General features: G+C 36.8%; 13 protein-coding genes. 3 read left to right on the top strand and 10 right to left on the bottom strand.

What is annotated here, in order from left to right; all coding sequences use genetic code 11:
- The first annotated feature begins 66 nt into the window (after window positions 1-66).
- Window positions 67-696: a Uma2 family endonuclease gene (locus MM213_RS04460; RefSeq protein WP_241410275.1), complete on the top strand. Its 630-nt coding sequence runs from the start codon at window positions 67-69 to the stop codon at window positions 694-696.
- Window positions 697-1078: 382 nt separating this feature from the next.
- Complete coding sequence (locus tag MM213_RS04455; protein WP_241410274.1) at window positions 1079-1696, top strand: NADPH-dependent F420 reductase; 618 nt, start codon at window positions 1079-1081, stop codon at window positions 1694-1696.
- Between the two features lie 46 nt (window positions 1697-1742).
- Here MM213_RS04455 and MM213_RS04450 read toward each other — a convergent pair whose 3' ends face one another.
- Both MM213_RS04450 and MM213_RS04445 read right to left on the bottom strand, forming a co-directional pair.
- Window positions 1743-2147 carry a group III truncated hemoglobin gene (locus MM213_RS04450; RefSeq protein WP_241410273.1) on the bottom strand — a complete coding sequence of 135 codons (405 nt, stop codon included), beginning with the start codon at window positions 2145-2147 and terminating at the stop codon, window positions 1743-1745.
- On the bottom strand, window positions 2125-3396 hold the full coding sequence (locus tag MM213_RS04445; RefSeq protein ID WP_241410272.1) for an alkaline phosphatase family protein: 1272 nt from the start codon (window positions 3394-3396) through the stop codon (window positions 2125-2127). The genes MM213_RS04450 and MM213_RS04445 overlap by 23 nt, the downstream gene beginning before the upstream one ends.
- A gap of 256 nt (window positions 3397-3652) precedes the next feature.
- On the opposite strand from MM213_RS04445, the gene MM213_RS04440 reads away from it, so the two are divergent.
- Window positions 3653-5788 carry a M3 family metallopeptidase gene (locus tag MM213_RS04440; RefSeq protein WP_241410271.1) on the top strand — a complete coding sequence of 712 codons (2136 nt, stop codon included), beginning with the start codon at window positions 3653-3655 and terminating at the stop codon, window positions 5786-5788.
- Between the two features lie 65 nt (window positions 5789-5853).
- On the opposite strand, the gene MM213_RS04435 is transcribed toward MM213_RS04440, so the two are convergent.
- The 8 genes from MM213_RS04435 to trxA form a co-directional block, all read right to left on the bottom strand.
- A complete protein-coding gene (locus MM213_RS04435) occupies window positions 5854-6186 on the bottom strand; it encodes a thioredoxin family protein (protein WP_241410270.1) in 333 nt (110 codons plus the stop codon).
- A 201-nt stretch (window positions 6187-6387) separates the two neighbouring features.
- Window positions 6388-7443, bottom strand: a complete 1056-nt coding sequence (locus MM213_RS04430) for a c-type cytochrome (RefSeq protein ID WP_241410269.1) — start codon at window positions 7441-7443, stop codon at window positions 6388-6390.
- Between the two features lie 268 nt (window positions 7444-7711).
- The gene (locus MM213_RS04425; RefSeq protein ID WP_241410268.1) at window positions 7712-8863 is read right to left on the bottom strand and encodes an MFS transporter; all 1152 of its coding nucleotides are present in this window, start codon (window positions 8861-8863) and stop codon (window positions 7712-7714) included.
- 297 nt (window positions 8864-9160) lie between these two features.
- Window positions 9161-9643, bottom strand: a complete 483-nt coding sequence (locus tag MM213_RS04420; RefSeq protein WP_241410267.1) for a DUF6691 family protein — start codon at window positions 9641-9643, stop codon at window positions 9161-9163.
- Window positions 9644-9655: 12 nt separating this feature from the next.
- Window positions 9656-10237, bottom strand: coding sequence for a YeeE/YedE family protein (locus MM213_RS04415; protein WP_241410266.1), 582 nt, complete (start codon window positions 10235-10237; stop codon window positions 9656-9658).
- Between the two features lie 272 nt (window positions 10238-10509).
- A complete protein-coding gene (locus tag MM213_RS04410; protein WP_241410499.1) occupies window positions 10510-11901 on the bottom strand; it encodes an OprD family outer membrane porin in 1392 nt (463 codons plus the stop codon).
- A gap of 123 nt (window positions 11902-12024) precedes the next feature.
- Window positions 12025-13446 carry an MBL fold metallo-hydrolase gene (locus MM213_RS04405; RefSeq protein WP_241410265.1) on the bottom strand — a complete coding sequence of 474 codons (1422 nt, stop codon included), beginning with the start codon at window positions 13444-13446 and terminating at the stop codon, window positions 12025-12027.
- Between the two features lie 83 nt (window positions 13447-13529).
- On the bottom strand, window positions 13530-13850 hold the full coding sequence (trxA, locus tag MM213_RS04400) for a thioredoxin (protein WP_241410264.1): 321 nt from the start codon (window positions 13848-13850) through the stop codon (window positions 13530-13532).
- Window positions 13851-13857: the final 7 nt, after the last annotated feature.

Below are 13857 nucleotides of genomic sequence, written 5' to 3'. Positions count from 1 at the left end.
ATCAACACAATCCCAATAAAAAAAACTACTCTTTCGATTTTGGCTTATAATCAGTATTTTTACTTTATGAGACAGGATGATTTGAAAAACAAAGTTGAAGAACCAACTGCCGATTATTTACCTACTGGACAAGTAGACGGTCACTACACCTATGCAGACTACCTGACTTGGCAGATGGAGGAAATGGTCGAGCTGATCAAAGGAAAAGTTTTTAAGCAAGCTGCAGCTCCGAGAGTTAATCATCAAAGAATAGCCGGATCAGTATTTACGGCTTTTTTTAGTTTCCTTAAGGGTAAAAAATGTGAAGCTTTTATCGCTCCATTCGATGTTCGACTACCTGTGAAGTCTAAAAAAAACGAAGATATTGACACTGTTGTGCAACCAGATATCTGTGTGGTTTGTGACCCTGAAAAAATTGATGAATTAGGTTGCGTGGGAGCTCCGGATTTAGTCGTAGAAATACTATCTCCGGGCAACAACAAAAAAGAATTGCAAAACAAGTACGAGGTTTACCAAGAATCTGGAATTAAAGAATATTGGGTTATACATCCCAATGAATGTACCTTGATCATCTATACCTTGATTGATGGCAAGTATAATACTTCCAAAATCTTTACTCATGGGGACAAAGTGAGCTCCCAAGCTGTACAAGGTTTTGTACTCGATCTTGAGGAAGTTTTTGACGGAATGATGTAAATGATTTTGTTATGGAAAAGGAAGAGTTGATAAATATGATGGGAGAACCTTCGATCAAAAAGTCAAAAATTCACATGTTTTTTGTAAAAAAAAATCGTGTGAAGTAATCTCAAACAATTAAAAATCAATTAGGTATCAATTAGATTTTTAAAACACATGTTATTTGAATACTATTTTTATGTTTTTCAAACAAAAACAATCGTATTTCATTATTTTTTTCTTCTTTTCTCAATATTTTCTTTTGCATTGCTGATAATTATCTTTAATTTTCAATACTTTCGAGTAAGATAAGCCTATAATAAGTAACGGAAAATTCACCCACATTTCCAAAATCCTTATCAAGTGAACCACATTTCGTCACCCAACGAAAAAAAACAAAATTATGAAAATAGGAATTTTAGGAGGCACGAAGCTTTCGTATTCTTTGGGCAACATGTACCTGTCCAAAGGAGCAAAAGTGGTATTTGGAGTCCGAAAAGGCTTTGAATGCAAAGACGTAGAATGGAAAATCCTAAACATGCACACTGATAAAGTTTTTGGATACAAACAAGCCATTGATCAATCGGACATTATCATGATTTGTAGTGAAAATGAGCATCTTGAAAAAGTATGTGAAGCACTAAAAGAAGTTGATTTAAAAGACAAACTTTTGATTGATTGTACTAATAGCGCATACAACAAATATTTTTATTGTAACACGACCTTCATTCAAGAAAGTATTGGCGGCACTCCACCTATCTACAAAGCTTTTAACAACTTGGGAATAGACTATCCTAAATCAGACATGCTAGGAATGATCAAAGAAACCTATTATTGCGGTGAAAAGGGAAGTGATAAATATCGAGTAAAAAAACTGATCGAACTAATCGGATTTAAAGCTATTGATGCTGGTGAAATTGAAAGCGCACAGCTTTTGGAAGCATTTTATCATCTAAAAAAAGAAATCACTTTTACCAAACAGGAAAACACTGATTTTCATTTTAAACTGATTTCCTTTTAAATCACATATTGAGTTTGATTACTAGAAAAAATGAAAAACATGAAGTTTATTTCTGGAGATTCCTCGACTCCATGATCCTGAAAAACAATATGTGAGCCATTTTCCTTGCATGCTCTTTTGCATAATCAGCGTGATTTCCTACAAAATTTTCATCCAAAGTTTCAAACCACAATTCCAGCCAATTTCCAAAATGCTTTTGCTCTATTGAATGATCTACTTTTTTATCCACAGCTTTATGTACTGGAACAGGATTAAATTTCCCTGCGCCTGGGCCTGTCTGCAATAACACCATTTCCCAAAAATCAGTCAACCTTTCTAAGTGCTCTTCCCAATCCTCCACGATACCATTGAAAATCGGCCCTAAAGAAGCATGAATTCTGATTTTGGAATAAAAAGTACGTACCAAACACGAAACTTCTTCCCTACTTTTAATTTCTTTCAATTGGCTCATCTCTTTTTATAATTTTCTCCAAAACCTTCAAGTCACCATCAATACCTTGCGGAATAGGCAAACCCAGCAATTCCGCTATCAATGGATATACATGAATATTTTGAAAAGCATCTATTTCAAACCCTTCTTTTATTTTTGGTCCATTTGCATAAAAAATAGCCCGCATTTCTTGATACTCAGGACTAAAACCATGCTCTCCAAAAACCTCCGTCTTCAACATCGCAGCTCTATTTTGATATTTTACCATATCGGAGGTAGTTGCTAAGTAAAAGCCCAAATCAGGCAAAATCAACAATTCTCCCAAGCGGTTTCCATAGGTTTCAATATTCTTGTAATATTGTTTATCCTTAACTTTGACTACATTGAAAGGCCCCTCTTTTATTTTTAGCTCTAGATATACCTGCTCGAGCTCTAGTGGATTGTCCAAATAAACATGTGCCATAGCACCGTTATTGACTATTTTTCCAGCAATCTTTTCTGTGATATGGTCTAAATTCAATAAATTCTGCCTAGGCACGTTAGCCATTCCATGATCTGAAACCAAAAACACATTAACACTCAAATCAAAACTTTTTAACCCTTCAAATAATGCTCCCAATTCATTATCAAGTTTTTTCAATTTTTTACTGAGTTCTGCATCATTATTTGGTCCATAAGCATGACCCACATCATCCATATCAGAAAAATAAAGCGTTATCAATCTAGGCCTTTCATCATCTGGCAACTCTAGCCATTCAAAAACCTGAGAAATTCTAGACAAATTTGAAACTCCAGCATCATAATTCCTATAATAACTTGGTCTGACTCCTTGTACATCTGCCTCCGAACCTACAAAATAATAACTTGCAGCTTTTATTCCATTTTGTTCAGCCAATACCCATAAAGGAGTTCCTCCATACCAATACCCATCCTCCACTATACTTCTTTCACGAATGCTATAAACAGTATTTTTAGCAGGTTCAAAGAACGCATTGTTCACAAGACCATGATTCTCAGGCTTCATTCCCGTAGCTATGGTATAATGATTTGGAAAAGTCTTTGTCGGAAAGGAAGGTATCATCGATTTTGCAGCAGTGCCTTCTTGAACAAATTTACTGATATTTTCTGGCTGAAAACGCTCCGTGTAGTCGTATCTATACCCATCCAAAGAAATCAGAACCACATAAGGCTCACCTTCTTGAGCAAAAGAACCTTTGAGCATAAGCATCAATGAAAAGAACAACATTGATGCAAATTTAAATTTTGACATTACACCTTCTGATTTTAATTCCCTAAAGGTAAGACTTGCCAATTGCTCAGACAATGATTCTAGGTAAATTAAGTATTACAAACCAAAAAGCCACACATCAATATCCCTCACTTTGAGAAATGTGATAAAAATCAAACCTACACGCAGTACAAATACACAACAATTAAAAGACCACTAGACTTCAAGAAGTGAACATTTTCTTCGATGGCTAATTTTATTCATATATTTGCATCAACCAACCCAAATATGTTTGTATATGAAAAATAAAATTATTGCACTCGCTGCTTCCACTGCTTTACTTTATGCTTGTGGCACAGCTGAACAAAAAACAGAATCTATGAATCCATTTTTCGAACCTTACGAAACTCCTTTCGAAGTACCTCCATTTGATAAAATCAAAAATGAACACTTCGCTCCAGCTTTGAGGGAGGGGATCAAAGAGCACCAAAAAGAAATCGACAAAATAGCCAACAATACAGAGGTTCCTACCTTCGAAAATACCATCGAAGCTATGGAATATTCAGGTGAATTGCTTAGTAAAGTTTCTAGAGTATTTGGCAACCTCAACTCTGCCAATACCAATGACGAGCTTCAAGCAATCGCAAAAGAAATGTCACCTGAACTTTCAGCTCATAGTGACAATATATCACTCAACTCAAAACTTTTTGAAAGAGTGAAGGCAGTTTGGGAAAGTAAGGATCAACTTGAACTCAATGCAGAACAACACAAGCTCTTGGAAAACTCTTACAAGTCTTTTATACGAAATGGAGCAAACTTAAATGATGCCGACAAGGATAAGTTAAGGGAAATCAACACAAAGCTTTCTTCACTTACCCTTCAGTTTGGTCAAAACCTTTTGGCAGAAACCAATGCTTTCAAGCTGGTAATCGATAGGGAAGAAGACCTTTCTGGGCTTCCTGAAGGACTGATCAGCTCTGCAGCAGATGATGCCAAAGCAGCAGGAGAAGAAGGAAAGTGGCTTTTTACACTTCAGAATCCCAGCGTGATGCCGTTTTTACAATATGCTGACAATCGTGAATTGAGAAAACAAATCTGGGAAGCGTACAAAAACAGATCTGATCAAGGAAATGAATTTGACAACAAAGCTGGACTAATCGAGATTGCAAACCTGAGAAGGGAAAAAGCGCAACTTTTGGGATACAATACGCATGCAGATTATGTTTTGGAAGAGTCTATGGCTAAAAATGCTGACAATGTTTACAAATTGCTAAACCAACTATGGGCACCTGCTCTGGCAAAAGCGAAAGTCGAAAGAGACGAAATGCAAGCGCTCGTTAAAGCAGAAGGCAATGACTTCAGTATCGAGCCATGGGACTGGAGATATTATGAAGAAAAATTGCGTAAGCAAAAATTCGATCTTGATGAGCAAGAAATCAAACCATATTTTTCTTTGGGAAAAGTTCAAGACGGTGTATTCATGGTAGTCAAAAATCTTTGGGGCTTAACTTTCACCGAAATTAAAGACATCCCAGTCTATCATGCAGATGCTAAAGCTTATGAAGTGAAGGAAGCAGACGGATCGCATGTTGGAGTTTTGTATATGGATTTCCATCCAAGAGCTTCCAAGAGAGGTGGCGCATGGATGACTTCCTACAGATCACAAAAAACAGAAAATGGTGAAAGAAAAGCTCCAGTTATCTCAATTGTATGCAATTTCTCAAGACCTACAGGCAATGCACCTGCATTGTTGACTTTTGACGAAGTGACTACTTTCTTCCACGAATTTGGCCATGCTCTTCATGGTTTGCTCTCTAACGTGGAATACCAGAGTCTTGCTGGCACTTCAGTCCCTAGAGACTTTGTAGAACTTCCTTCACAAGTAATGGAAAATTGGGCTACAGAGCCTTCGGTGATGAAGCAATATGCTTTTCACTATGAAACTGGAGAAGTTATTCCTGACGATTTGATTGCTAAATTGACTAACAGCGGAACTTTCGGTCAAGGTTTTGGCACCACGGAGTATTTGGCAGCTTCATTGCTTGATTTGGATTACCATACCAGAAGTGAAAACATCACGAGCAATGCCACTGATTTCGAAAATGCTTCTTTGGAAAAAATCGGTTTGATTGATGAAATCATCCCAAGATATAGAAGCCCATACTTCCAGCACATTTTCGCTGGTGGGTACTCTTCTGGGTACTACAGCTATATTTGGTCTGGTGTATTGGACACAGATGCTTTCCAGGCATTCAAGGAGACTGAGCTTTTCAACCAAGAAAAAGCACAAGCCTTCAGAAAAGAAATCCTTGAAAAAGGTGGAACGGAAGACCCTATGAAAATGTATGTGAATTTCAGAGGTGCAGAACCAAAGATCGATGCCTTATTGAAAAAAAGAGGGTTAGACCAAATCCCAGTGCAAAGAAACAAATAATCCAAAGATTTTTTTTTAGTAATTCAAAAACGCCCCAAAAAACGCTGATTTTTGGGGCGTTTTGCTTAAAAGAACATCTCATACAACCTCCCTATCCTCGACTTCAATTCAGAAACAGTCACAACTCCTGCAGACCTGAAAAACTCTTTTCCATCAAAATACAAAATAATTCCCGGTACAGACAGCATCCTGATTTGCGCTGCAAGCTCTCTGTTTTGTTCAGCATGAAGAATAATCATTTCCATTTTAGGGAAATCTTTATCAAGCATTTCACAAACCTTTGGGTATAATACAGTACAAATACCACAATCCTCTTGATAAAGATAAATCAAAGCTGCAGGAAACTGAATCAGCAACTGATTAAATTGATCCATTGACAATTTACTTTTCACTTCCATTTATTTCTATTTTGATTATTTATTCCTATATCAAAAGGGTCAATCCCAAATACCTACAGTAGTATTGAGTCAACCTTTATAAACCGATGCGGGTATATCATAAATACCACATCAATCTGGACTGATGTAATATTAACTTAGTATTGGAATGAATCAAAACATAAGAACTTACATCTTCTCTGACTAAAAACAGCACAAATTTCACTTTAGGGCAATTGATGTATTGGCTTCTTTAATTGGCCTGAACGGCCCGAATTTATGTTGATTTTCCAAAAACCCATCTACATAAGGTCCAAATGGGTGATCGAAAGGTTTCTTACTAATATCTGGCCAATCCATAGAAATATCTTTTTGTGGTCTTTGCATAGAATTGACATAGGCTGCTACGTCCCAAGCCTGCTCATCTGTAAGAATTGGATTTTGATAAGTACTTCCCAAAGGCATGTTTGCTTTAACATAGCCTGCAAACCTAGACAATCTATAAAGCCCTGCTCCATCATTATAACTATTTTCACCCCAAAGAGGGGGATATGTGTAACCATACCCATCTACCCTTAATACTCCTTGTCCTTCTTCGCCATGGCAAGATTTACATTGATTTTCATACACCCTTTTGCCGGCTAAAGGATTAGCTGCTCTATCCAAATATTGTAATTCAAAAAGCCCTGCTCCTTTTGGAGTTTCCCCTTTAGGAACATCCTTTCCCAGCCATTCCATGTAAGCAACTATTGCGATCATTTCTCTACTGCTTTGGGAAAGAGGTTGTCCATTTAGGCTCCGCTCAAAACAATCATTGATGCGCTTAGGAATATCTTCGATTTGTCCAGATCTTGCTCTTACTTTAGGATATGTCGCAAACACTGCAGAATAATTATTCCCCAATGGCATAGTCCCAGAATTAATATGGCAATTTTGACAATTCATCCCATTAGAAATCTGACCCACTTTACCATTTGGCCCCAAATATTCTGACGTATTGCTTATTAATTCTTTTCCATAGATTATCAGTTCGGAATTTGGTTCCAGATTCACCAAGGCCCAATCTGGTGGTAGCCATATCCCATCTTCACTAATCAAAGGAAAAATGGTCTCCAATTCAGAAGGGGGGTTTATGTCTACTTGAAATTCTGGTAACTTTCCACCTTGATATATAAAAATAATTGACCCAAAAATCAATATTACAATTGTAACAACCGCCATGATCAACACGGAAATATGAGAAATCAATTTTGTAAAAGTGTCAAATGATTCTTTCATAATTTTGGGTTCGATTGCAAAATCAAAAATGCAATTTTTAATAAACTACAAATGTGATATTTCTCACACGAGCTTGAAATATCTGAACTTCCAATATTAAGTTGTGTGATTATCCGCAATTACACCATTAGATGAATGTCTCATATACATTTAATGTAAATAATAATCAACTGTCTACAGTCAAGAAGACGGATCATCATGTTAAGTTCTATATAATATAAAACAAAAAAAACATAAGTTCATCACTGCTATTATAAACCTAACGCAATCAATTCTGTTCGTTTTCAAAAACCTCAAGGCGAATACTAGACAAAAGCGTAATCCCTAAGCCTGCAACTGCTATAAGAATAAACGATGCCTGAAGGCTCAATAAATCAGCTATAAACCCAATAAGCGGTGGACCTGTAAGAAACCCAAAGAATGAAATCGTGGAAACAATAGCCAAAGCAATTCCTGGTGAGTAAAGCTTGGATCTTCCAGCTACACTATATGATACAGGGATGATCGCTGCTACTCCAAACCCAACTAATAAAAAACCAACAGTAGCATAAACTGGCGTAGGTAAAATTACAGAAATCAAAAGCCCTACAAATATCAAAACCCCACTTAACCTTAGTATATACAATTTCCCAAATTTGTTGGTCAATCTATCCGCCAAAAACCTTCCTGAAGCCATTGCCCCCATGAATGACACATATCCAAGAGCCACCAAACCAGCCTCAATCTCTACTACTTTTTTGAAATAAACACCGCTCCAATCAAACATACAACCCTCAGATAGCATACCAAGAAAGGCTATTCCCCCGATCCGCAAAAGTAAAGCGTCTGGCTTTTTCATTACAAATCCCCCTCTGTCTTGATCTTTCTCCTCTTTAACCAAAAAACTATAAGATATCATCAAAATAAGCAATGCTATTACTGAAATCACCAGATAATGAAAACGAGGTAGCACATCAAGATATATCATAACAGCACCTATACCTGCCCCACTAAACCCGGCCAAACTCCAAAGACCATGGAAAGAACCCAGAATACTTCGTCCATACATATCTTCTACTGCTAATGCTTGCGTATTCAAAGAAATATTCATCATATTTCCAATCATCCCAAATACAATTACAACAGGTACCAATATCCAAAGTGTAGAGCTAAATCCTATTAGTGGCAAAAATATCATGTAACCTAAAGCCCCTAATATAATCACAATTCTGCTCCCAAATCTATGAACTGCCCATCCCGCCAATGGTAAAGCCGCCAAAGAGCCTATTGGCAAGCCTAACAAAAGCGTACCCAATTGAGACTCTGATAGATCAAACTTTGATTGTACATCTGGTATCCTCGATGCCCATGATGCAAAACATAATCCAGCAAGAAAAAACAAACTGCCCAAAGCTGCTCGGCGTTTTTGTAGGATTGTCATAATAAGAATTGTAGGTTTAAGAAATAATATGCAAGTTAGCTACAATAATCAAGACCAATACACTTATTACCTAGCTAATTACTTCTTGGTAATTCAAACGTTTGAAAAAATAATTTTTGATTGATAAATGGTTATTGCAAACAAAAATTCCACTGTCTAGTTAAAAAACAATGGAATTTGTAATAGCAGGAACAGTCGTCTTAGCAGCTATCTTATTGATAAGATTTGTGATAAAAAGAGTATTTGATTGAGAACAGCTGCCGGTATTTGCAGCTGTTCTCAATCAAAAAGCATATTTTAGTTTGGTAATTTATGTGAAAACTTACCGTACACCCATGTACCAGCAATTGCACTTATAAGGGTGACTACAATCACAATAAAACCACTACCGATCTGAGCAAATAAGGGTCCTGGGCAAGCGCCAGTCAAAGCCCATCCCAAACCAAAAACAAACCCTCCAATGATTTGGCCTTTTCTAAATTCTTTTTTTGGAATTTTGATAGATTCTCCTTTTATGGATTTGATATTAAATCTCTTGATCAATTGAATTGAAATCAAACCAACCAAAATAGCAGACCCGATAACTCCATACATAAAAAACGACTGCAACCTAAACATTTCCTGAATTCTAAACCAAGAAATAATCTCAGCCTTGACAAATACCGCTCCGAACAATATTCCAATAATTAAATATTTTAATAAGCCGTCACTGTTTTCTTGCATATTTGGAGCTTCACACTCGACTGGCTGTATATTTTTCACTTTCTCTTCTACTTTCATCTTATATCAAAATTAAAACCCTACTAATTTCATCAATTGTTCTAGCAACACGTGTGTCATCATAAATCCTCCCAACATAAAGAATATCGTAGCTACCAACGAAGGCCACTGAAGTGAGGAAATACCCATTATGGCATGTCCTGAAGTACATCCTCCTGCATACCTAGTCCCAAAACCTACCATAAACCCTCCAATGACAAAAAAGAGAAGACCTTTGGCCGTAAACAGGTTATCAAAGGAAAATATCTCCACAGGCAGTAACCTAGAATAATCGGTAATTCCCAATGCTGCTAAATCTCTTTGGGTTGATTCTGCGACTACAATTGTATCTGGGTTTGAAAAGAAAGAAGTCGCTACAAATCCCCCAAGCAAAACACCAATGACAAATACAATATTCCACATTTCTTTTTTCCAATTATATGTAAAGAAAGGAATGTTAGCAGGCACGCACATTGCACACACATGCCTTAATGATGATGATATCCCAAACGATTTGTTACCTACCAGCAGTAATACAGGTACCGTTAACCCAATCAGTGGGCCTGCCACATACCAAGGCCATGGTTGACTTATCCATTCAATAATTTGTTCCATTTTTTTCTATTTATTTTTATTTATTGTTTTTCGTATTTGTCCTCTTCTGATTAGAAACCATTTTTAAAACTGCTTATTTAGCATATTTGAACTGTTATCTGAATGGCATCTTTTGACTCTTGTAATCATGTCCAAATGGAAGACCAATTGTTATAGTATTTTTATTCAATATACTTTTTCTGGCTTTAAGGCTGATCATTATACTCTTTTATCAATAAAAGCCAAAAACCTTCTTAAATCATTATTTTACTGACAGTTAACTAAATTAATTTCTAGAATTTATAATCAAGAATAAAGTTAAAATTCCACATATCTACTCTATTTATTTTATTGGAATCAGACAAACCAACCCTATCTTGAGCTGTTTTATTGACTGCCAAAAGTTGAAAGTTCAACCCTTCGAAGTAATCCTTAAATCTATATTCCAACATACCAGTAAAATGATAGTAACTTGGAATCCCATACTTATTGGTGGTAAATGAAGTCATGGAAGAATGACTGACATATCCGGCACCCATTTGAACAAATAACCCATCTACAGATGTCACCAAATCATATTTCAACACATAAGCATTCATTGCTCCGCTTCCTTCATACCTTTCTCTAGGCAAGCTTGCAAAGAACCTCTCCCTTCCCCACTCTCTGGGAAAAAGGAATCTCCCTTGTCCATTAATCCCAAGATAGTTTATTGATACATTGTGCTGCCCTCTAAACAAACCTACTTTAGCTCCGATTCCGGAAGGTTTTTCTTCTGGCAGAATATATGTCAAGTGTGTATCTGGATTCCCTCCATTATTGACTGCATACTGATGAAAACCCTGTACACCTATATGTAACCTTGTGCTTTGAGGTAAGTTGACAGTATAATCAACTTGTCCGAAGGACATATTGAAAACATTTTCTGCCGTATAGTTCCAAGCCTGTGCTGTTAGACCCTTATCATGATATTGAAACCCAATCAGACCAATTCCTTTTGAATTAATCCTTCCCTTATAATTTGAAGGTTCGCCAAAGGGATTTCTGCCAAAACTATACACACCAAAAGATTCATCTATCCCATACCAATCTACTGTACCTCTGATAGTCACTTGACTGATCCACATCGCTGTAGTCTTCAGTTTAAGTCCTGAATAAGTAACTGATAAGCCTTGGAAGACATTTGGGCGCATCCTATTATCCTGGTCGTTTAGAAGTGGGGTGATTACTTTCTGCCTACCCAAAATGAGCTTTACCTTATTTTTTCTATAAGCCATATAAAGCTCCTCTAACCTATCTAGCTTACTTGTGTTTTCTATGTCATTCATATCATACAATAGGATTTCATATCTATTCCCAGCTCCTGTGATTGGATCAGCAATTCTTATGTTGCTTTCGAATACTTGATATGTAAAGAAGCCATTGAACCTAAATTGAAAACCGTTCCACTCTGGGCTTGTATAACCTATCCCCGCACCAGCTGCAAGAGTTGCATAATCTATAATCTCACCTGAATTGAGTGTTGACATAAGATAGGACCTAAAGTGAAAATCAAACTTTCCGCTTTTAAGATCTTCTTTCAATGAGGTCTTAATTACTGATGTAGTATCGCCTACAGAACTGCTAGTCTGAGCTATGCTATGCTGAGCAAACGATAAAATCAAAACAAAACCCAAACTCTTAATCATTTTCAAAATTGGTCATTTCATTTTCGCAAAAAAGTGACAAAGATCACTTAATCCTATACTATATCAAAAATGGCAAGACCAAAGCCTTGCCATTCTACAATAAAACTGAAGTAAGACGCTTAGTTACAATAAGGTCGAAGGACACACATATTCACTTACATCAAATTTCTCAGATTCTTTGATAGCCTTAAATCCACCCTTAACATCAATTAAATTATCATACCCTCGGGCTTTCAGTATTGAATTAAATACCATTGACCTGTAACCGCCTGCACAATGCACGTAATAAGTTTTGTTTTTATCAACCAAAAGCATACTATCATTGATGTAGTCGAGTGGTGCATTTTCTGCACCTACTACATGTTCACTCAAAAACTCACTGTTTTTCCTGACATCTAGGATATTTACATTTTGATTTTCCGCCTGAATTTCAGAAAGTTCTTCAACAGAAATAGACTTTATGGTATCTATCTCCCTATTATCAGCTTTCCATGCGTCAAACCCTCCATCGAGATATCCAATAGAATGGTCATAACCTACACGAGCTAACCTTGTAATCACTTCCTCTTCAGTGCCAGGTTCAGCTATTATCAAAATTTCTTGCTTGAGGTCTGGAATCATTGCACCAACCCATACGGCAAAACTACCTTCTATACCAATATTTATTGCATTAGGAATGAACCCTTTGGCAAAAACCTGAGCATCCCTAGTATCTAAAACAATTGCTCCTGTCTCATTCGCGGCAGCCTCAAAAGCTGCTGGTGTTAATGGATTCACACCTCTTGCCAGTACATCATCTATACTATCGTAACCCTCAATGTTCATCATCACATTTTGAGGAAAGTACGCAGGTGGCGGAGTAAGACCTGTCAATACCTCCTTCACAAACTCTTCTTTGGTCATCTCTTGAAGCGCATAGTTTGTCTTTTTTTGATTTCCAAGAGTATCTGACGTCTCCTTACTCATGTTTTTACCACATGCTGATCCCGCCCCATGTGCAGGATAGACAATAAGATCATCTGACAATGGCATAATTTTATTTCTCAATGAATCATACAAATGAGCTGCTAATTTTTCTTGTGTAAGCTCGGCAATTACTTTTTGAGCTAAATCAGGTCTCCCGACATCTCCAATAAACAAAGTGTCTCCAGTAAAAATCGCCTCCTCTTTACCTTCTTCATTGTACAGTAGATAACAAGAGCTCTCCATTGTATGGCCTGGTGTATGTATCAACTTAATTTTAACCTTTCCCACCATAAACTCTTGTCCATCTTCTGCTACTATAGCATCAAATCCCATTTTCATCCCTGTTGGACCATATACAATATCTGCCCCTGTCTTGGCCGCTAAATCTTGATGTCCCGAAACAAAGTCTGCATGAAAATGAGTTTCAAAAACATATTTGATCTTTGCATTGTTTTTTTCCGCTTGATCAATGTATGGCTGTACTTCTCTCAACGGATCAATGATGGCTGCTTCTCCATTTGATTCGATATAGTATGCGCCTTGGGCAAGACAACCGGTATAAATTTGTTCGATTTTCATATTCGTTTTATTGATAGTTTGAAGTTTTTTACAATACACAAATTTAAAAGAGCTAAGGCTTCTCTTAAATGACTTTTATCACCTTAAACAACTTTTAGCAAATTCTCGTTGATGACATTGACTAGCTGATGTGCTGGTACTACTCCTGATTGCCTCCACAAAACTTTCCCTCTTTGGAAAAGAATAAGTGTAGGAACCCCTCTAACTTGAAAATTACTAGCTGCCAATTGGTTTTTATCCACATCTACTTTGATAATCTTAACTTTGTCTCCAACTTGCTTTGCTGTATCCATAAGAATTGGCTGCATCATTTGACATGGACCACACCAAGTCGCAAAAAAATCTACCAAAACAGGTTCATCCCCTGAAATCAATTCATTGAAAGTTTTTTGTTGAGTGCTCATGATTCAT

This window comes from Belliella alkalica, from assembly GCF_022549785.1.
Lineage (GTDB): Bacteria > Bacteroidota > Bacteroidia > Cytophagales > Cyclobacteriaceae > Belliella > Belliella alkalica.
The sequence above is the reverse complement of the archived record's forward strand: the minus strand, read 5'-3'. Positions and strand labels throughout refer to the sequence as shown.